16 protein-coding genes are annotated in these 19,638 nt (G+C 70.7%); 9 read left to right on the top strand and 7 right to left on the bottom strand.

What is annotated here, in order from left to right; genetic code table 11:
- The first annotated feature begins 83 nt into the window (after nt 1-83).
- Nucleotides 84-779, top strand: coding sequence for a transglycosylase SLT domain-containing protein (locus tag AB0D74_RS39225; RefSeq protein WP_362597915.1), 696 nt, complete (start codon nt 84-86; stop codon nt 777-779).
- Nucleotides 780-1,028: 249 nt separating this feature from the next.
- Nucleotides 1,029-2,483 (top strand): AI-2E family transporter, encoded by a 1,455-nt coding sequence (locus AB0D74_RS39220; RefSeq protein WP_362597912.1) that lies wholly within the window; start codon nt 1,029-1,031, stop codon nt 2,481-2,483.
- 21 nt (nt 2,484-2,504) lie between these two features.
- On the opposite strand, the gene AB0D74_RS39215 is transcribed toward AB0D74_RS39220, so the two are convergent.
- Both AB0D74_RS39215 and AB0D74_RS39210 read right to left on the bottom strand, forming a co-directional pair.
- Complete coding sequence (locus AB0D74_RS39215; RefSeq protein WP_362598075.1) at nt 2,505-3,044, bottom strand: alkyl hydroperoxide reductase; 540 nt, start codon at nt 3,042-3,044, stop codon at nt 2,505-2,507.
- A 4-nt stretch (nt 3,045-3,048) separates the two neighbouring features.
- On the bottom strand, nt 3,049-3,600 hold the full coding sequence (locus AB0D74_RS39210) for a peroxiredoxin (protein WP_362597908.1): 552 nt from the start codon (nt 3,598-3,600) through the stop codon (nt 3,049-3,051).
- A gap of 219 nt (nt 3,601-3,819) precedes the next feature.
- On the opposite strand from AB0D74_RS39210, the gene AB0D74_RS39205 reads away from it, so the two are divergent.
- On the top strand, nt 3,820-4,728 hold the full coding sequence (locus tag AB0D74_RS39205; RefSeq protein WP_362598072.1) for a LysR substrate-binding domain-containing protein: 909 nt from the start codon (nt 3,820-3,822) through the stop codon (nt 4,726-4,728).
- A 6-nt stretch (nt 4,729-4,734) separates the two neighbouring features.
- On the opposite strand, the gene AB0D74_RS39200 is transcribed toward AB0D74_RS39205, so the two are convergent.
- Genes AB0D74_RS39200 through AB0D74_RS39190 form a run of 3 tightly spaced genes read right to left on the bottom strand, consistent with a single transcriptional unit; the run spans nt 4,735 to nt 8,290 of the window.
- Nucleotides 4,735-7,083 (bottom strand): FtsX-like permease family protein, encoded by a 2,349-nt coding sequence (locus tag AB0D74_RS39200; protein WP_362597905.1) that lies wholly within the window; start codon nt 7,081-7,083, stop codon nt 4,735-4,737.
- Nucleotides 7,080-7,769, bottom strand: coding sequence for an ABC transporter ATP-binding protein (locus AB0D74_RS39195; protein WP_362597902.1), 690 nt, complete (start codon nt 7,767-7,769; stop codon nt 7,080-7,082). The genes AB0D74_RS39200 and AB0D74_RS39195 overlap by 4 nt, the downstream gene beginning before the upstream one ends.
- The gene (locus AB0D74_RS39190; RefSeq protein ID WP_362597899.1) at nt 7,766-8,290 is read right to left on the bottom strand and encodes a PadR family transcriptional regulator; all 525 of its coding nucleotides are present in this window, start codon (nt 8,288-8,290) and stop codon (nt 7,766-7,768) included. Before AB0D74_RS39190 ends, AB0D74_RS39195 begins: the two co-directional genes overlap by 4 nt.
- 228 nt (nt 8,291-8,518) lie before the next feature.
- On the opposite strand from AB0D74_RS39190, the gene AB0D74_RS39185 reads away from it, so the two are divergent.
- From AB0D74_RS39185 to AB0D74_RS39160, 6 genes are all read left to right on the top strand, one after another.
- Nucleotides 8,519-9,451, top strand: coding sequence for an NAD(P)-dependent oxidoreductase (locus AB0D74_RS39185; protein ID WP_362597896.1), 933 nt, complete (start codon nt 8,519-8,521; stop codon nt 9,449-9,451).
- A gap of 244 nt (nt 9,452-9,695) precedes the next feature.
- Entirely contained in the window at nt 9,696-12,152 is a 2,457-nt protein-coding gene (locus AB0D74_RS39180) for a transglycosylase domain-containing protein (RefSeq protein ID WP_362597893.1), read from the top strand.
- Between the two features lie 210 nt (nt 12,153-12,362).
- Nucleotides 12,363-12,812 carry a DUF2690 domain-containing protein gene (locus AB0D74_RS39175; protein WP_362597890.1) on the top strand — a complete coding sequence of 150 codons (450 nt, stop codon included), beginning with the start codon at nt 12,363-12,365 and terminating at the stop codon, nt 12,810-12,812.
- Nucleotides 12,813-12,875: 63 nt separating this feature from the next.
- Complete coding sequence (locus AB0D74_RS39170) at nt 12,876-15,122, top strand: glycoside hydrolase domain-containing protein (RefSeq protein ID WP_362597887.1); 2,247 nt, start codon at nt 12,876-12,878, stop codon at nt 15,120-15,122.
- 5 nt (nt 15,123-15,127) lie between these two features.
- Entirely contained in the window at nt 15,128-15,610 is a 483-nt protein-coding gene (locus AB0D74_RS39165) for a hypothetical protein (protein ID WP_362597884.1), read from the top strand.
- Nucleotides 15,607-16,374 (top strand): hypothetical protein, encoded by a 768-nt coding sequence (locus tag AB0D74_RS39160; protein WP_362597881.1) that lies wholly within the window; start codon nt 15,607-15,609, stop codon nt 16,372-16,374. Before AB0D74_RS39165 ends, AB0D74_RS39160 begins: the two co-directional genes overlap by 4 nt.
- A gap of 73 nt (nt 16,375-16,447) precedes the next feature.
- On the opposite strand, the gene AB0D74_RS39155 is transcribed toward AB0D74_RS39160, so the two are convergent.
- Both AB0D74_RS39155 and AB0D74_RS39150 read right to left on the bottom strand, forming a co-directional pair.
- Nucleotides 16,448-18,538 (bottom strand): SpoIIE family protein phosphatase, encoded by a 2,091-nt coding sequence (locus AB0D74_RS39155; RefSeq protein WP_362597876.1) that lies wholly within the window; start codon nt 18,536-18,538, stop codon nt 16,448-16,450.
- A gap of 304 nt (nt 18,539-18,842) precedes the next feature.
- Nucleotides 18,843-19,556, bottom strand: coding sequence for a DUF402 domain-containing protein (locus AB0D74_RS39150; RefSeq protein ID WP_362597873.1), 714 nt, complete (start codon nt 19,554-19,556; stop codon nt 18,843-18,845).
- Between the last annotated feature and the right edge of the window lie 82 nt (nt 19,557-19,638).

Here is a 19,638-nt window from a genome sequence, read left to right as displayed (position 1 = left end):
ACCCAGTAGTGAGGAGACCTGTGTCAGGGGCAAGATTGCGTCCGCCAGGGTCACCGAAGCGGGCGATGCTGGAAGGAAACCGTGTGAGCCGGATCTCGGTCCGGGGATTCGCAGTGGCTTCGGCCACCGCGGTCACCGCCGTCGGAAGCGTCGTGGGTGTGGCCTCGGGCAGTGTTGCCCAGCCGAACAACGACGCCGAGGCTACGGCAGCCGACGCCACGCTCCTCGCGGATCTGCCCGCGGGCCAGCAGGCCCAGGTGCAGACCGCGTCCCTGACGCAGCAGGCCGACGCCGTGGCGATCCAGGCGGACGCGTCCGCCAAGAAGGACGCCGAGCAGGCCGCGCGGGTGGCGGCAGCCAAGACCGCGGAGGCCAAGAAGGCCGAGGCGGAGAAGGCGGCCAAGGAGGCCAAGGAGCGCGCCGAGGCGAAGGAAGCGGCCAGCCGGTCCTCCGTGTCCGCGTCCAGCTTCCCGGTCCAGAGCTCGTACACCGTGGCGCAGATCCAGGCGATGGCGCAGCAGATGGTGGCCAGCGGCCAGTACCAGTGCTTCAGCAACATCGTGGACCACGAGTCCAGCTGGAACTACCAGGCGGTCAACGCCTCCTCCGGTGCCTACGGTCTCTTCCAGGCCCTGCCCGGCTCCAAGATGTCCTCCGTGGGCGCCGACTGGCAGACCAACCCGGCCACGCAGATCAAGTGGGGCCTCAACTACATGAACTCCCGGTACGGCAGCCCGTGTGAGGCGTGGTCGTTCTGGCAGGCGAACCACTGGTACTAGGCGTTCCGCCGGGTCAGCCGACAAACGGCGCTGCGGTCCGTCGTAGTCTGCGGGTCGTGTGTGGCTGAGCGCGCAGTTCCTCCCCCAGCCTTCGGCCGGGGGTACCCCCAGCGCCCCTTCGGGGCGCTCACTGCAGCGGACCCTTCTCTCAACCTTCGGCAGCCCCTCCCCGTCCTAGGGGGAGGGGCTGTTGCCCTGTACGGTCGTTGCGGACGACTCCAGGGGGGAGTGGTGGGGAGAGGGCGGATCATGTCGCGCGTGCCTGAGTGGCTCGGCCGTATCGGGGCCGGACTGACCGAGATGGGCGAGCGGTTGGACGAGCGGCGGGCCGAGGTGGAGCGGGAGCACGCCGCGCCGGAGCCGCCCGCTCCGGCCGTACCCGTCCCGGCACCCGCCCCGGCCCCGGAGCCGCAGGCACCCGCGCCCGTCCGGAAGCCGGTGCCGCGTCCCGACCCGGTGACCGCCATCCCGTGGGGTGTGCGGGTCGCCGCCGAGGCCGGCTGGCGGCTGCTGGTGCTGGCCGGCGCGGTCTGGATCCTGATGCGGGTCATCAGCTCCGTGCAACTGGTCGTGTTCGCCTTCGTCGTCGCCCTGCTCATCACCGCCCTGCTCCAGCCCACCGTCGCCCGGCTGCGCCGCTACGGTGTGCCGCGCGGCCCCGCCACCGCGCTCACCGCCATCTCCGGCTTCGTGGTGATCGGCCTGATGGGCTGGTTCGTGACCTGGCAGGTCATGGAGAACATCGACACGCTCTCCGACCAGATCCAGAACGGCATCGACGACCTGCGCAACTGGCTGCTGAAGAGTCCGTTCCACGTCACCGACAAGCAGATCAACCAGATCGCCAAGAACCTCCGCGAGGCGATCGGCGCCAACACCGACCAGATCACGTCGTTCGGCCTGGAGGGCGTCCAGGTCGTCGTGGAGGCCCTGACCGGCCTGCTGCTGGTCTTCTTCTCCACGCTCTTCCTGCTCTACGACGGCGACCGCATCTGGAAGTGGTTCCTCAAGCTGGTCCCCGCCGCCGCCCGCGAGGGCGTGGCCGGCGCCGGCCCGCGCGCCTGGCGCACGCTCACCGCCTACGTCCGGGGCACGGTCCTGGTCGCCCTCATCGACGCCATCTTCATCGGCATCGGCATCTACTTCCTGGATGTCCCGATGGCCGTGCCGCTGGCCGTCTTCATCTTCCTGTTCTCCTTCATCCCGCTGGTGGGCGCCGTCGCCTCCGGCGCGCTGGCGGTGATCGTGGCACTGGTCACCCAGGGCGTCTTCACCGCGGTCATGACCCTGGCCGTCGTCCTCGCGGTCCAGCAGATCGAGGGCCACATCCTCCAGCCGTTCATCCTGGGCCGGGCGGTCCGCGTCCACCCCCTCGCCGTGGTCCTCTCGGTCACGGCCGGCAGCCTCGTGGCGGGCCTGGGCGGCGCGGTGGTGGCCGTACCGCTGGTGGCGGTGACGAACACGGTGGTCAGCTACCTGCACCACTACTCACGCGAACGGTACGGGGCCACCGAGCCCGACGACGCCGACCAGCCACACAATGCACACGATGCGCCCCGTCCGGTACCTGACGAGGGCGAGGGCGACGGTGATCAGCCACATGATTCAGCCCGTCCGGCGTTTGAGGACGAGGCCGTTCAGGCCGAAGGGGGGTCTGGGGGCGCAGCCCCCAGGGACGCGGAAGACCCCGCCCACCAGAGGTGAACGGGGTCGGTGCGGCGGCGCCTACTCGAACTCGGCCAGCACGGCCTCGGCCTCCAGGGCGGAGCCGACCGCCTGGACCACCGAGGCGATCTTGAACGCCTCCTGGACCACCTCACGGCCGACCCCCGCCTTGCGGAGCACCTGCTCGTGGGAGTCCAGGCACATCCCGCAGCCGTTGACCGCGGACACCGCGAACGACCACAGCTCGAAGTCGACCTTGTCGACCCCGGGGTTGGCGAGGACGTTCATCCGCAGACCCGCGCGCAGCGTCCCGTACTCGTGGTCGGACAGCAGGTGCCGGGTGCGGTAGAAGACGTTGTTCATCGCCATCACCGCTGCCGCGGCCTTCGCCGCCGTGTACGCCTCGGGCGTGAGGTTCGCCTTCGCCTCCGGTGCCAGCTCGCGCAGCACGATCGGGGAGCGGGCGGCGATGGCGGTCGCCAGGACCGTGCCCCACAGCTGCTGCGCCGGCAGCTCCGAGTTGCCGATGACCGAACCCAGGTTGAGCTTCAGGTCCTTGGCGTAGTCCGGGACACGGGACTTGAGGGCGTCGAGGGACACGGGGTCACTCACCCGCCAGCAGCGCGACCGGGTCGAGGGTGTCCTCGCCCTTGGACCAGTTGCACGGGCAGAGCTCGTCGGTCTGCAGGGCGTCCAGGACCCGCAGGACCTCCTTGGGGTTACGGCCCACCGAGCCCGCGGTCACCATGGAGAACTGGATCTCGTCGTTCTGGTCGACGATGAACACCGCCCGCTTGGCGAAGCCGTCCTCGCCCTCGATGCCGAGGTCGCGCATCAGCTCGTGCTTCGAGTCGGCCATCATCGGGAACGGCAGGTCGCGCAGGTCGTCGTGGTCCTTGCGCCAGGCGTGGTGGACGAACTCGGAGTCACCGGAGAAGCCGAGGACCTGCGCGTCGCGGTCGGCGAACTCCTCGTTCAGCTTGCCGAAGGCGGCGATCTCGGTGGGGCACACGAAGGTGAAGTCCTTGGGCCACGCGAAGACCACCTTCCAACCCTGGTAGGTCTTGTGGGTGATCGTCTCGAACTCCCGGCCCTTCTCCAGCGAGACGCAGGCGGTCAGTTCGAACTCGGGGAACTTGTCACCGACAGTGAGCACACGCTCTCCTTGCAGCGCGGAGCACCCCGGATCGCGGGGCCGGCTCCGATGGGTTGGACGCCGCCGATCGTGGCACAAGGTGCATTGATTCCTGAAATAGCTACACTCGGTCGGGTTGATCGGAGGTGGCTATTAGTGGCTGTGGGTAATTCCCTGGGGAACGGTACCGGGGGCGGGGCCGGGGCCGGCGGCAGGCGGCGGCAGCCGAGTCTGGCGCAGCTGCGCGCCTTCTCCGCGGTCGCCGAGCACCTGCACTTCCGGGACGCGGCAGCCGCGATGGGCATGAGCCAGCCCGCGCTCTCGGGTGCGGTCGCGGCCCTGGAGGAGACGCTCGGCGTCACCCTGCTGGAGCGGACCACCCGCAAGGTGCTGCTGTCGCCCGCCGGTGCGCGGCTCGCCGTACGGGCGAAGGCGGTGCTGGACGAGGTGCAGGCGCTGCTGGCCGAGGCCGAGGCGGTACGGGCGCCGTTCACCGGCGCGCTGCGGCTCGGGGTGATCCCCACCGTCGCGCCGTATCTGCTGCCCACGGTCCTCGGACTGGTCCACGACCGCTATCCGGACCTCGACCTCCAGGTGCACGAGGAGCAGACCGCCAGCCTCCTGGACGGGCTCGCCGCCGGCCGGCTCGACCTGCTGCTGCTCGCGGTTCCCCTGGGCATCCCCGGGGTGGTCGAACTCCCGCTGTTCGACGAGGACTTCGTGCTCGTCACACCGCTCGGGCATCCGCTCGGCGGCCGTACCGGCATCGCCCGCGAGGCGCTCAGGGAGCTGAACCTGCTGCTCCTGGACGAGGGGCACTGCCTGCGCGACCAGGCCCTGGACATCTGCCGGGAGGCGGGTCGGGCGGACGTCGCGGTGACCACCACGGCCGCCGGGCTCGCCACCCTCGTCCAGCTGGTCGCCGGCGGGCTCGGCTGCACCCTGCTGCCGCACACCGCCGTCAAGGTCGAGACCAGCCGCAGCGAGCAGTTGCTCACCGGTTCCTTCGCGGAGCCCGCGCCGAGCCGCCGGGTCGCCCTCGCGACGCGCGCCGGGGCGGCGCGCGGCGCCGAGTACCGGGAGCTGGCGGCGGCGTTGCGCGAGGCGCTGCGGCCACTGCCCGTCCGGGTCCTCGGCGCCGGTGCCTGACGCGGGCTACTCGGTGCGCAGGCCGTCGGGGCGCATCAGCCGCAGCAGCGGCGGCAGGCTGAGCAGGGTCACCGCGAGGACGACCGCCGCGCCGAAGCCGGTCATCGCCAGCACCCCCGGCCAGTCCACGTGCACCGTGGAGCCGACCATCTTCAGCAGCACCGTGCCGAGCGTCAGCCCCACCACGCCGGCCAGCAGCAGGCCGAGCCCGACCGGGATCGCGGTCTGCCACAGCACCGACAGGCTCAGCGTGCGGCGCCGGGTGCCGAAGGCGACCAGGGCCGACAGCAGCTTCCTGCGCTCACGCAGCTGCTCCAGCTGGCCGACCAGCAGACTCGCGCCGATCAGCGTCAGTACGGCGGCGGCACCGACGAACAGCCCGGTGCGGATGGAGCCGAACTGGCCGTCCTGCTCGAACGTGGTCAGCGCCTGCGCCTGCATCAGCGGGTCGATCCGGACCGCCGTGTTGATCACGTACTCGTTGGCGTCGTGGACCGCTGAGTCGATGGACAGGTAGACCACACCCCGCACCGCCGTACTGGCACCGTGCGGCAGCGCGCCCGGGGTGAGCAGGAAACCGCCGCGCTTGTAGCCGGTGGGGTCCTCGCGGGACTCGGCCTGCTTCAGCTGCGCCGGTACCGTCCAGGGGCTCGGTGAGGCGTCGTCGTCGCCGCTGTAGGAGGGGTCGAGGTACAGCGTCCGGCCGTGCTTCGCCCCGGCCGCCAGCAGCTTCGTGGTCTCGGAGTCGCTGTCGGACCCCTTCACCACGAAGGTGTCGCCGTCGTGGCAGGACGGCAGGGTGGCGACCTCCCGCAGCGAGGCGCAACTGCCCACGCTCACCGAGGCGGTCCGGTTCGGGTCCTTCTTCCGGTCGCCTGCCTCGCCGTCGGCGATCGAGACCACCTTCCGCACGCCCTTGGTGCCGGTCATGGCCTGGGCGACCTCGGGCACCTGGACGCCCGCCGGCACCTGGACCGACATCTGCGCGCGGGTGAGGTCGTTGCCGGTCCGCTTGGTGTAGTCGGCCTGGACGCCGGAGAAGAGCATCTGGAGCGCGATCGCGCCGGCCACCGCCACCGCGATGCCGTTGACCAGCCGGGCCGCCGTGCCGCTGCTCAGCTGGAGGCGGCGGACGGCCAGCTGCCAGGCCACCGCGCCCGCGCCGAGGCGTGCGACGACCGCCTCGACGACCCACGGCAGCAGGGCCGTGACGCCGACCAGGAGCAGCAGGACACCACCGGTGACCAGGTACTCGTTGAAGTCGCCGCCGTTGCGGCCCTGCCCGATCATCGGGTAGAGCGCGGCCAGACCGGCCACCGGGAGGAGCAGCCGCCACCACAGGCGACGGGGCCTGGGCTTCGCCGTCCGCACCACGCCGAGCGGTTCGATGACCACCCCGCGCAGGGTGAACATGGTCACCAGCACGGCCGCCGCCGGGACCGCGACCGCCACCAGCGCGGCCAGCAGCGGCGAGGGGTTGAGGTAGCTCGGGAACACGCTGGTGCCGAACACCTCGGCGTTGCCCGCGAACTGGCGGCCGACGAGGAAGAAGCCGGCGCCGAGGACGAGTCCGAGCAGTGCGCCCGCCATCGCCTCGCCGGCCGCGATCCGCCGTACCATCCGGCCGTCGGAGCCGACCAGCCGCAGCGCGGCCAGCCGCCGGTCGCGGCGCTCGCCGCCGAAGCGGACGGCCGCCGCGACGAACACGGCGACCGGCATCAGCAGCACCACGAACACCAGCAGCACGAGCAGGGTGAGGACCGGGTCGGACTCCGCGTCCGGCGACCGGGGGCTGCCGAAGTGGTCGATCCGGGCCACGTCCGGCGGGTGGATGTGGGCGGCGAGGTCGTCGGAGCCCGCGTAGTAGGCGAGTTCCTGTGAGCCGGTCAGCCCGCTCTCCGCGATGGTGGCGGTCACCCGGTAGGGCAGCCGGGCCCGCAGCAGCGCCCCGTCGGGGGAGTCGAGCAGCCGCTTCAGCGCGGGCGAGACGGCCATCTCGCCGGGCGCGGGGTACGCGGTGAGCCCGGGCGGCACCGGCGCCTGGTCGCCCTCCCGCTGGATCACCCGGCCGCGGATGTCGCTGCCGCGGTAGGGCGTCTCGATGTCCGCGATGACGAACGTCTTCTCGCCGGCCTTCATGGGGTGGCCGAAGACGTACGTGTAGTCCGCCCGTGCCACGTCGCGCTGGTGGCGCACGGCCAGCGCGTTCGGGAGGGCCGTGGTCAGCAGCAGCAGCGCCACCCCGAGGCCCACGCCCACCGCCGTCATCGCGGCCCGGAACCAGCCCTCCCGGCCGCCCCCGAAGGCGAACCGGACCCCCATGGCCAGATCCCTGCACCACTGCCTGACGTTCATACCGCCCGCTCCATGTCCCGGGACTTCCCGTCCCGTACGACGATCTCGCGGTCGGAGTAGGCGGCCACCCGTGCCTCGTGGGTGACGAGGACGACGGCGGCGTTGGTGGAGCGGGCGGCGTCGGTCAGCAGCTCCATCACCCGCTCGCCGTTGAGCGAGTCGAGCGCGCCGGTCGGCTCGTCCGCGAACAGCACCCGGGGACCGGTCACCAGCGAGCGGGCCACCGCGACCCGCTGGCCCTGGCCGCCGGAGACCTCGCCGGGCCGCTGCTTCGCGAGGCCGTCGACCTCCAGCTTCTCCATCCAGCCCAGCGCGGCCCGGTGGGCCTCCTTGCGGGAGGTGCCGTTCAGCCGCAGCGGCAGCGCGACGTTCTCCACGCAGGTCAGTTCGGGCACCAGCTGGCCGAACTGGAAGACGAACCCGAACTCGCTGCGCCGCAGCGCGCTGCGTTCGGCGTCGCTCATGGTGGCCATCTCGCGCCCGGCGTAGAGGATCGAGCCCGAGTCGGGCGGCACGATGCCGGCGAGGCAGTGCAGCAGCGTCGACTTCCCGGAGCCGGACGGCCCCATCACGGCGACGACCTCGCCCGGGTGTATGGAGAACTCGGCCCCGTCGAGGGCGACGGTCGGGCCGTACGCCTTGCGGAGGTCGGCGGCCGTGAGCAGCGAACCGGCGGGAGCGTTCACTTGGCCACCTCCGCGCGGAGCTTGTCGAGCCGGGCCGCGGTCAGTTCCAGCCAGCGCAGGTCGGCCTCCAGGTGGAACAGGGCGTGGTCGCAGACGAGCTGGTCCGCGAGATCGCCGTGGCGCTTGCGGTCGGTGAGGATGCGCATGCTGCGCAGGTGCTCGGAGCGCTGGCCGTCGAGGATGTCACCGGCGTTCCGGTGCGTCAGCAGCGCGAGCACGACCTTGGTGTACAAGGTCGACTGGAGGTACTCCGCCGGCTTCTCGGGTGTCGCCAGCCACTGCTCGACGTCGGTGACCCCGGCGTCGGTGATGGCGTACCGCTTCCGCTCGGGTCCGCCGCCGGCCTCGATGCCGTCGACTTCCACGAGCCCGTTCTTCAGCAGCCGGGACATCGTCGAATAGACCTGGCCGTAGTGGAGCGGCCGGTCGTGACCGAACTTCTCGTCGAAGGCCCGCTTCAGGTCGTAACCGTGGCGCGGGCCGGACTCCAGGAGCCCCAGGAGGGTGTGACCGATGGACATGGGGAGGACTCTACACACGGTGTATACGCCGCGTGTATACGCGCCGTGTGTAGATCATGGCCCGCTGTACGGACCCGCAGGTGGGGCGCGGGCGGGGGGTGATTGTCACGGTTCTGCGACAGGGCGGCGCCGGTGCGATGTCACAGCGGCGGGGGCCGTCTCGTCTCCGGTCCGGGAGCGGGTCTCCCGTGTCGGATCGGATCGGGTCGGAGCAGGAAGGTGATCACCATGCGGGTGTTCGTGGCAGGGGGCAGCGGGGTCCTGGGGCGGCGGCTGGTGCCGCAGCTGGTGGTGCGGGGGCATCAGGTGACGGCCACCACGACCGGCGCGGCCAGGCTCGGGCTGCTGGCGGAACTGGGCGCGGACGGGGTCGTGATGGACGGCCTGGACGCGCTGTCGGTCGGCGCGGCGGTGGCCGCGGCCCGCCCGGACGTCATCGTCCACCAGCTGACCGCCATCTCCATGGCGCACGCCGGCAAGCCCGACATCAGGCATCCCGACCGCTGGTTCGCCCTCACCAACCGGTTGCGCACCGAGGGCACGGACCACCTGCTCGCCGCCGCCGAGGCGACCGGCGTGCGGCACGTCGTCGCGCAGAGCCACGCCAGCTGGAACGGCATCCGCGAGGGCGGCTGGGTGAAGACGGAGGAGGACCCGCTGGACCTGATGGCGGGGACCCCCGCGCACGGCGGGATGCTCGCGCTGCGCCACCTGGAGGACGCGGTGCTGCGGGCCGGCGGCGCCGCCCTGCGCTACGGCGCCTTCTACGGCCCCGGCGCCATCGACGACCAGGTGGAGCTGGTCCGCAGGCGCCAGTACCCGCTGGTCGGCCGCGCCACCGGGTACAGCAGCTGGATCCACCTCGACGACGCGGCGAGTGCGACCGTCCTCGCGGTGGAGCAGCGGGCGCGGGGGGTGTTCAACGTCGTCGACGACGAACCGGCGCCGGCCGCCGAGTGGCTGCCGTACCTGGCCGAGTGCGCCGGGGCGAAGCGACCGCTGCGGGTGCCGGTGTGGCTGGCCCGCCGCATGGCCGGCGAACAGGCGGTCGTCATGATGACCCAGGGCCGTGGCTTCTCCAACGCCAAGGCCAGGCGGGAGCTGGGCTGGGAGCCGCGGTACCCCTCCTGGCGGCAGGGGTTCAAGGAGGAGCTGGCCTGAGACCGCTCTGGCCTGGTCTTTTCCGTCCCGGTGGTTTCACTTGCCCCCACCGGGCAACCCTCCGCCCTTTCCGCTCGTCGGTTCCGTTGGGTGGGGGTGCTGATTGTCACGTCCGAAAAAGGGCAGATCGTGCGTCCTCTGTCATAGAGAGCGGTGTTAGTTTTCTGGACTGACCTGAGCCACGTACCTGTGTGACACCCGTACACATGTGTGACAGCCGAGACGAAGCGGAGCAGACGGACTCATGGGACGAGCGGACGACAGAAGAGCGCGACAGCGTGGCGGTCGCCGCGCCGCGCCGCGGAACCGCACGTCCCAGCAGACCGGGCCCGAGACGTCGGTGACGGCGGAGGGCGGGACCGCGACCGCGGTCGAGTCGCCGGTCGCCCAGGCCGCCCCGGCGGCCGAGGGCGCCACCCGCGCGGAGCGCCGCAAGGCCGCCGCGGGGAAGGGGCGGCCGACCAAGGACGGCAAGGACGCCAAGCCCGCCAAGGACGGCAAGCCCGCCAAGGGCCGCATACGCAGGCTGTTCACGTGGAAGAAGATGCTCGGCGCGTTCTTCACCGTCTGCCTGCTCGGCATCGGCTCCTTCATCGCGCTGTACATGATGGTCAGCGTCCCCGAGGGCAACGCGCTCGCGCAGACGCAGAGCAACGTCTACAAGTACAGCGACGGCTCGGTGCTGGCCCGCAAGGGCACCGTCAACCGCGAGATAGTCGACCTCTCCAAGGTCCCGAAGGCCGTCCAGCACACCTTCGTCGCCGCGGAGAACAAGACCTTCTACAACGACAACGGCATCGACCTCAGGGGCATGGCCCGCGGCCTCTACAACACCGCGCGGGGCCGCGGCACCCAGGGCGGGTCGACGATCACCCAGCAGTACGTCAAGAACTACTACCTCGACCAGGACCAGACCGTCACCCGCAAGCTGAAGGAACTGGTCATCTCGCTGAAGGTGGACCGCGAGAAGTCGAAGGACGACATCCTCGCCGGTTACATCAACACCAGCTACTACGGGCGTGGCGCGTACGGCATCCAGGCCGCCGCCCAGGCCTACTACCGCGTCGACGCCGACAAGCTCACGGTCCAGCAGGGCGCCTACCTGGCCGCGCTGCTCCAGGCGCCCAGCCAGTACGACTGGGCGGTGGCGGGTCCCATCGGCAAGAAGCTGGTGCAGGCACGCTGGAACTACGTCCTGGACAACATGGTCGGCCAGAAGTGGCTGGACAAGTCCGAGCGCGACACCATGAAGTTCCCGATCCCCAAGGAGCCGAAGGCCGCGTCCGGCCTGGAGGGCCAGAAGGGCTACCTGGTCGACCTGGCCAACACCCAGCTGGAGAACCAGCTGATGAAGACCCAGAACCTCACCCGGTCCGAGGCCGAGGCCCAGGTCGTCGACCAGGGCTGGACGATCACCCTGAACATCGACCCGAAGAAGCAGGCCAAGCTGGAGGCGGCCGTCAAGGGCCAGCTCACCAGCAAGCTCGACGGCAAGAAGCGCAAGGTCGACAAGAACGTCCAAGCCGGTGCCGTCTCCGTCGACCCGGCGACCGGGAAGATCCTCGCCCTGTACGGCGGCGTGGACTACTACAAGCACTACACGAACAACGCCACCCGCGCCGACTACCAGCCGGCGTCCACCTTCAAGCCGATCATCCTCGCCGCCGCGCTCGACCGGGACGCCAAGACGCAGGACAGCAAGGACATCAACGCCAACACGATCTACGACGGCACCAGCCGCCGCCCGGTCAAGGGCAGCGACATCGCCTTCGCGCCGCCGAACGAGGACGACGCCGACTACGGCAAGATCACCGTGCAGACGGCGATGAACAAGTCCGTCAACTCGGTGTTCGCGCAGATGGGCGTGGACGTCGGCATGACGAACGTGCTGAAGACCGCCGACGACCTCGGCCTGGACACCGAGAAGCTCCAGGCGGTGCCCGCGATGACCCTGGGCACCATGGGCGCGAGCCCGCTGGAGATGGCCTCGGTGTACGCGACCCTCGACAACCACGGGCAGAAGGTCACCCCGTCGATCCTCGCGTCGGCGGAGAAGACCGGCCGCAAGGTCGACCTGCCCGACCCGATCGGCGAGCAGGTGATCAACCGTGAGGCGGCCGACCAGGTGACGTCGGTGCTGACCGGTGTGGTCGACGACGGTACGGCCAAGGTGTCGGTGGCCCAGAACCCGCTGCGCAAGGGCCAGCAGGTGGCGGGCAAGACGGGTACGTCGGACTACAACAGGTCGGCCTGGTTCACCGGTTACACGCCGGACCTGGTGACCTCGGTCGGCCTGTTCGGCGAGGACGCCAAGACCCACAACCAGGTGCCGCTGACCGGCGCCACGGGCCTGATCCCCGGCACCGGCCGCATCAACGGTGGCGGTTACCCGGCGCAGATCTGGGCGGCGTACACCTTCGGCGTCACGAAGAAGGCCAAGTTCGAGCTGAACACCGAGCTGGGCGCGGCCGTCAAGCCGACGGACACGCCGAGCTACAGCGAGAGCCCGTCCCAGACGCCTTCGCAGACCCCGTCCCAGACCCCGACGAAGTCCGCGACCCCCTCGCAGACCCCGTCCCAGACGCCGTCCCAGACCCCCTCGCAGACGCCGTCCCAGACGCCCTCGCAGACGCCGACGGACACGCCCACCACTCCGGGCGGCGAGAACACGGACCAGCCGCTCGACCAACTCAACCCGTAGGCCGGCAGACAGGCACCGAGCACGACGGAAAGGGCGTCCAGCACCGGCTGGGCGCCCTTCCGCTTTTTTCGGCACCGCACATTACGGACAAAAAAAGCCGTGGACATGCCATGGAGCACTGCCTAGGATGAGTAAAGAACAGGCAAGGCGACCGTAAAGCGGTCGCTTTGTCGCGTCGAATAGTCCTGACAAACCGAAGGGGGCTGTGTTATGCGCAGAAATTCGGTGAAGGCGGCGCTGGTTTCCGTCGCGGCCATGGCGATCGCCATGATTCCGCTCGCGGGTACCTCGTACGCCGCGGGTTGTTCCGGGACCGGCTGTGACAACAAGGGGCCGGTCACCTACGGCTGCGACTCCAACGTCACCACGGAGCGGACGGTCACCAGTGAGAACCGGGTCGCGGAACTCCGCTGGTCGACCGACTGCCTGGCCGGCTGGGTGCGCGTCGAGAACAACGCCACCCCGTCGGTGTACACCTCGTACGCCACGATCGAGAAGTACAACTCCGCGGGAACTCTCATCAGGTCGCTTTCGGTGACCACGCCCGGTTATGGCAAGTCCGACTGGTCGAACATGCTCGGCGGTTCGGCGTACTACTACCGGGTCTGCATCCGGTTCGACGCCGACCTGTATCCGCTGAAGTGCAGCACCAAGTGGTAGCCGGCGGAAAAGAAAAAGCCGACAGGCCGTTCTTTTCCGCGAGCGACCACAAGGGGGACTTCAGTGGCCGATGAAATGGTGCTCAGAGCCCAGCGATTCGTGAACCAGGTCTACGGCAGCCGGATCGGCATGACCGTCACCGAGGACGGGAACACCGGCTGGAACACGATGTACGCGCTCACGCGCGCTCTTCAGTACGAGCTCGGCATCACGACCCTGTCGAACACCTTCGGGCCCACCACGCTCTCCACGCTCCAGTCCAAGTACCCGAAGCTGAACGCGTCCACCGTCCCGTCGGGCGACTTCTGCCGCATCATCCAGTCGGCCCTGTACTGCAAGGGCTACGACGGCGGCAGCATCGACGGCCTGTACAGCGACCGGGTCGCGGCGGCCGTGGCGGGGCTGAAGGCGAACATGGGCGTCGACGGCGCCTTCCCGGGCGGGAGCCTGGAGCCGAAGGTCTTCAAGGGCCTGCTCAACATGGACGCCTACGTCACCGTCAACGGCGGCTCCGACACGATCCGCGGCATCCAGCAGTGGATGAACGGCCGCTACGTCAACCGGCAGGACTTCTTCGTCATCCCCTGCGACGGCCACCACTCCCGCGACGTCGCCAAGTCCCTGCTGTACGCCATCCAGTACGAACTCGGCATGGCCGACGGCACCGCCAACGGCGTCTTCGGCCCCGCCACCCAGACCGGCCTGAAGTCCCACACCGTGACCGTGGGCACCACCGGCACCTGGGCGCTCCTGTTCACCGCGGCCATGATCCTCAACAAGCGCGCCGTGCCGTTCGGGAACTTCACCGCGGAGGTGCAGTCCGGGGTCCAGGTGTTCCAGTCCTTCGCGCGCCTTCCCGTCAGCGGGAACGGCGACTTCCAGACCTGGGCGTCCCTGCTGGTCTCCTACGGTGACCAGACCCGCGCGGGAGAAGCCTGCGACGGCGTCACGAAGATCACCCCTGCCCGTGCCCAGGCGCTGAAGAACGCCGGCTACAAGTACATCGGCCGGTATCTGTACAACCCCTCCACCACCTCCCTGCCGGAGAAGGAGATCCAGCCCGGCGAGCTCGACACCATCAAGCAGTACGGGCTGCGCTGCTTCCCGATCTACCAGACGTTCGCCAGGTCGGCCGACTACTACAGCCCCGACCAGGGCGTCACCGACTGCCTGAACGCCGCGTACAAGGCAGAGGAACACGGCTTCAAGTACGGATCGCGGATCTACTTCGCGGTCGACTACGACGCCGTCGACGACGAGGTCACCGCGTTCGTCCTGCCGTACTTCGCCGCCATAGAGGCGCGCATGGCCCGGATGGGAAACCCGTACCGGATCGGCATCTACGGTCCGCGCAACGCGTGTTCCCGGGTCTCCGCCGCCGGACACGCGGAGACGAGCTTCGTGTCCGACATGTCGTCCGGCTTCTCCGGCAACCTGGGGTACACGCTTCCGGAGAACTGGGCCTTCGACCAGATCGTCACCAAGACGGTCGGTTCCGGCGACGGTGCGATCGAGATCGACAACAACATCGCCTCCGGACGTGACACCGGCCAGGGCGACTTCGACCCGGCCCCCGCACAGAAGCAGGACATCGGCTTCAGCCTGGCCTACTGGGAGGGGCTGGCGCAGGAAGCCACCGGCTACATGGCCTCCATCGGCAGGGGCGAGGGCACCAACAACATCTACACACGTCTCCAGTGCCTGGAGACGGTCATCCAGCTCGACGACGTGATCACGGCGACCGCCCGCCGGTACCGGATGCGCAAGGCCCTCATCCAGACCTCCGCCTTCTGGGAGTTCTGCCACTACGGTTCCGAGGACGTCATCGTGGACGCCGGTGTCGGCCTCTACTACTCCGGGATCCTGCCCGACTGGGCCGAGGGCCTGCCGGGGGTGGAGAGAGCCCAGGACAGCAGTATCGGAATCGGGCAGATCCAGGGCCGGATCGGGATCCTGGCGTGGAACAACTCCATCCGCTCCGGTCTCGTCGACGGCACGATCCTCGATCCCGCCGACGTGCGCCCCAGCCCCGACGCCGACCGCTACACGATGTGGCTGCGGCTGCTGGAGGACAACGCGTTCAACGTCCGTACCGTGGCCCACGTCCACATCTGGTCCGCGGACGGCAAGGCGGGCGACGTCGCGGAGACCCCCGTCAGGCGTCCCGCGCTCGACTACACCGACACCGAGATCTACGAAGTCCTGCGCCGCTACCAGGGCCCGGCGGAACCGGCGTTCTCCGACGCGACGCTCCGCATGCCGCTGTACGCGATCTTCGAGAAGTACAACCGAGTCATCAGAGAGTCATAGCCCTCATGCCGATGTCCGACCCCTACCAGACACCGGACTTCACCGTGCTCGTCACGGTCCTGTTCACCGGCCTGGCCGCCCTGACCGGCCTCGCCGGGTACCTGGTCTCCCGGCTGACGAGACAGCACCTCGCCACCCGCACCCCGCCCACCGTGTGGCGCGACCTGTCCCTGACAGCGGTGGCCGGGTCGCTCGCCCTCTATCTCTGGGGGTGCCTCCATCTCGTCCTCCTGGAACGGCAGGAGATCGGCAACGAGTGCGCGAAGAGGGCCGAGGGGGTACGGGTGGCCGCGTTCCACGGCGACTTCGTCCCCCTGCGGCTCGTCTGCCGCACGGACGCCGACCGCAGCTACACCGTCGTCGTCCCCGGCTACCTCAATCCCTCCCTCGCCGTCCTGCTGCTGCTGGCCCTGGCCTGCGCGGTCACCGCCGCCGTGCTCCACCGCAAGCAGCGAACGGCCAAGACGGAAGAAAGGCCGACCCTTTGAGCCATCCCGTCCCGACCCGCAGACACGCCCTGACCGCGGCGGCCGGTGTCACCGCCGCCGCGAGCCTGGCCGCCACCGGACTGACGGCCGCCCCGGCCGCCGCCGCGCCCCCGGCCGGGCCCACACCCCTGAGGAACGACAAGCTGAAGGAGGCGCTGCGCCGTCAGCAGGCCCGGCGCCGGCGCCTCCTGACGAACCGCCCGTCCGCGAACGGATGGGAGATGGAGAACGAGACCGACGCGAGCGGCTCGATCTGGACCTACGGCATCGAGGGCACCCCCGGCCCGCTCACCGTCGCCCTGCGCGCCGGGGACGTGCGGACCGTGCTCGTCCACGTGGTCCGCCGCTTCCACTACGAGATCGACGCCCTCGGCACCCACGGCGAACCCCGGCCGGTCGAGGGCTGGGTACCGCCCACGGACATCCGCGACAGCCGCCTTCCCGAGTCGAACCGGGCATCCGGCACAGCCGTGGCGATCCGGCCGGGCTCCTACCCGCCGGGTGCCCGGGGTGCCTTCACGGCCGGCCGGCACCTGGTCATCCGCGACATCGTCGCCGACACCGAGGGCGTCGTCCGCTGGGGCGGCGACGACCGCCGTCCCAGCGAGGGCCTGTTCTACGTGGCGGTCCGCCCGGGAGATCCACGCCTGGCCCGGGTCGCCGCCAGGATCCGCTCCTGGGAGGAGACCCCCGGCCGGGGAGCGGGCGTCCTGGTCGACATGACCCAGCCGTCCCGGAAGCGCCGCGCCGCGCGCTACGCGTGACGGGGGCCTGAGGCCAAGCACGTGAACGGCCCTGCCCCGCACTCATCTGCGGGGCAGGGCCGTTCGGCGCTTCTCAGCGGTTCAGCTCGAACCAGACGACCTTGCCGGTACTGAGCCGGGTCGCCCCCCACCGTCGGGCCAGCCGGTTGACCAGGTACAGGCCCCGGCCGCCCTCGTCCGTCGCCCGGGCCTGCCGCAGGCGCGGGAGCTGGGGGACGTCGTCCCCGACCTCGCACCGCAGCACGTCCGTCCGCAGCAGCCGCAGCGTCACCGGCCGCGACGCGTACCGCACGGCGTTCGTGACGACCTCGCTGACCAGCAGCTCGACGGAGTCGGTCAGCTCTTCGAGGCCCCAGCGGGCCAGGGCCCGCCGCGCCAGCCGCCGGGCCCGCCCCGGGGCCGCGTCCTCCGGCTCCAGGAACCAGTACGCGACGTCGCTCGGCGCGATCCCGTCGAACCGGGCCGCGAGCAGCGCGATGTCGTCGTCGCGGTCACCCGGCCCGAGCATGTCGAGCACCTCGTCGCAGAGCGCTTCCAGCGGCGGCGGATGGTCCGGCCCCGTCAGCTGCGCGGTCGCGGCGAGCTTCTCGCGCAACTGCTCTATGCCGGTCCACACGTCCCGCAGCCGGGACTCCACCAGACCGTCGGTGTACAGCAGCAGCGTCGCCCCGGCCGGCGCGTCCAGCTCGACCGCCTCGAAGTCGACCCCGCCGACGCCGATCGGCGCCCCGGCCGGCACCCGCAGCACCTCGGCGTGGCCGCCCAGGTGCAGCAGCACCGGCGGCGGATGACCGGCGTTGGCGATGGTGATGCGGTGCGAGACCGGGTCGTAGACCGCGTACAGGCAGGTCGCCATCCGGTCGGAGCCGAGCCGCTGGGCCTGCTCGTCCAGGTGGTGCAGGACCTCCTGCGGCGGCAGATCGAGCCCGGCGAGGGTCTGCGCGGTCGTCCGCAACTGGCCCATGATCGCCGCCGACGTCATCGAGTGGCCCATGACGTCACCCACGACCAGCGCCACCCGGCTCCCGGGCAGCGGGATCGCGTCGTACCAGTCGCCGCCCACCCGTGCCGTCTCGGCCGCCGGCAGGTAGCGGGACGCCAGCCGTACGCCCGTGGCGCTCGGCAGGTTCTCCGGCAGCATGGTCCGCTGCAACTCGTCGGCGATGTAGGCCTCCCGGCCGTACAGCACCGCCTTGTCGATGCCGAGCGCGCTGTGCGTGGCCAGCTGGGCGGCGACCAGCAGGTCGTCGGCCTCGAACGCGAGGCGTTCCGGGCGGCGCAGGAACAGGGCCGCGCCGATCACCCGGCGCCGGCCGCGCAGCGGGGCGAGGATCGCGTGCTGGGCACCGGGGACGAGCGACTCGTTGCCCTCGCCGAGGAGTTCGGGCAGCGCGGCGCGCGCCGCCGGGGAGTCGGCGAAAACCGGTCGTACGCCCCGCAGTACCTCGTTCAGCGCGCCGCCCGGCCGTACCTCGCACAGGTCCGCGGTGAACGCGGCCAGGCCGATGTCGGCCGGATCCGGTTCGGGGACCGGCACCGGCAGGAAGCCGCCGTCGGTGTCCCGTTCCTCCGGGATCCGGTCGGTGCGGCGCAGCCGCAGCACCACCGGGCCGACCGGCCGCTCGTCGCCGACCGGCAGCGGGTCGCGCAGATAGACCAGGATCGCGTCCGAGAAGGTCGGCACGGTCGCCCGGCACAGCCCCATCACGATCTCGTCCAGGTCTATGCCCCGGGCGATCCGCCGGGTCGCGGCGCCCACGAAGCGCAGCCGGTCGCCGTCCCGCCGCATCGGCATCGGCCGGCCCGCCGGCAGCCCGCGTCCGGTACGGCGCTCCTGCGCCGCCGCGGCCGGCCGCTCTGGCTCGGTGCCGGGCTGCGGCGGGATGCCCTCCGGAGCGGGGCGCGGCCGGTGCGGATCGGGCTCAGCGCTGGTGGGCTGGGCGTGCTCGGGGCCGTTGACGGAGTGCTCCTTGGACGTGCTGGTACCGGGACCGGAGGGCGTCTCGCCCGCGCGGGCCTGTGCCGGTAAGGCGGTGCCGCCGCGCGGACAGGGCTGGGGTTGTCCCTGTGTCTGTGGCTGCGGGGTATGCAGGAGCGCCCCGCGGGCCTCCGCGGGGTCGGCGCCCGGCTGTGGGCGCTCGTAGGAGGTGGGGTGCTCCGTCACGCGTGTCGAATCCGTCCGTCCGGGGCTGCGCGCCGGGCGCGCAGGTGGTCCCGCCGAAGTGCCGATACCCGGATTACGTGTCCCAGGAACGGAATTTCGGCGTGGCTGGAGGCTGTTCCTGTGCCACCGGCGAACGATCTGCGGCCCGCGCACCGATCGCCGGTGTTGCCCTCGTACCCCTCGCTCACGTCCTGCCGCCCCTCGGTGACGTTCGGTCAAGCCCGGCACATGGTCCGGGAGTTGTGCGCACGCTTCCTTGCGGAGGACGATCCTACGGTTGTGGACCGGGGGCGCATCAAGGGTCTCATGAGGACACGTGCGCGGGCGTACGGTCCCAGTCCTCCGGCAGTGACGGTACCGCCCAGGACGGGTCCGGGCGCCAGTGCTGCCAGCCGGCCGAGAACGGCGCCTGCCAGGCCTCGACGGCGGCGACCGCGGCCAGGCCCGCCGTCCGCACCGCCGCGGCCGTCTCCGCGTCCATCAGCCCGTCCCGCTGGGCCTGCGCGAACTCGTCCTCGTCGAGCCACTGCCAACTGCGGTCCGGGTGCACGGAGATGTCCAGAAAGTAGTCCTCCGAGTCCACTCCGCCGCCCCAGCGGACCAGCGGCTGCTCAAGGTTGACGTACCAGTTCTTGAACTCCCAGCCCGGCTCCCAGAACAGCCACACCGACCAGGGCTCGCGGGGCCGGGCCAGCTTCAGCACGCCCGTGCCGCGCCAGTGGCCGTGCGTGACGGAGCGGGGTTTGGTGTAGCGGGACTCCAGCGGTTCCTCGCCGACCGACGAGCCGTCGGCGAGCACGGGCCGGACGCACTCGGTGCCGGGGGCCAGCCAGACGGCGAGCAGCTCCTCGTCGTCCCGGACGACGGTGACCGGGCGCGCGATGTGGAAGCCGTGCCCGGCGTTCTCCCGGTACCGCCACAGGATCTGGCTCCCGGGTGTCCAGAAACCGGTCCCGTCGCCGGTCGCACCGCCCGTTTCCCCGCGCCTCACGCGTCTCACCGCTCCACCGTCTGCCATGCACAGATATTAGGTGCCGTAGGCATACGACGCTGCGGCGGACGTCACGGTTCTGGCCGGGCGGCGCGAAACGTTCGCACGT

This window comes from Streptomyces sp. NPDC048278 (assembly GCF_040652195.1).
GTDB lineage: Bacteria > Actinomycetota > Actinomycetes > Streptomycetales > Streptomycetaceae > Streptomyces.
Note: the sequence above shows the minus strand (reverse complement) of the source record. Positions and strands in the feature narration are given on the sequence as shown.

What these genes read in the sequence shown, in the direction of transcription:
- AB0D74_RS39220 (WP_362597912.1), top strand. Translation starts at nt 1,029, where the DNA reads ATGTCGCGCGTGCCTGAGTGGCTCGGCCGTATCGGGGCCGGACTGACC.
- AB0D74_RS39200 (WP_362597905.1), bottom strand. Translation starts at nt 7,083, where the DNA reads ATGAACGTCAGGCAGTGGTGCAGGGATCTGGCCATGGGGGTCCGGTTC.
- AB0D74_RS39190 (WP_362597899.1), bottom strand. Translation starts at nt 8,290, where the DNA reads ATGTCCATCGGTCACACCCTCCTGGGGCTCCTGGAGTCCGGCCCGCGC.
- AB0D74_RS39185 (WP_362597896.1), top strand. Translation starts at nt 8,519, where the DNA reads ATGCGGGTGTTCGTGGCAGGGGGCAGCGGGGTCCTGGGGCGGCGGCTG.
- AB0D74_RS39180 (WP_362597893.1), top strand. Translation starts at nt 9,696, where the DNA reads ATGGGACGAGCGGACGACAGAAGAGCGCGACAGCGTGGCGGTCGCCGC.
- AB0D74_RS39175 (WP_362597890.1), top strand. Translation starts at nt 12,363, where the DNA reads ATGCGCAGAAATTCGGTGAAGGCGGCGCTGGTTTCCGTCGCGGCCATG.
- AB0D74_RS39165 (WP_362597884.1), top strand. Translation starts at nt 15,128, where the DNA reads ATGCCGATGTCCGACCCCTACCAGACACCGGACTTCACCGTGCTCGTC.
- AB0D74_RS39150 (WP_362597873.1), bottom strand. Translation starts at nt 19,556, where the DNA reads ATGGCAGACGGTGGAGCGGTGAGACGCGTGAGGCGCGGGGAAACGGGC.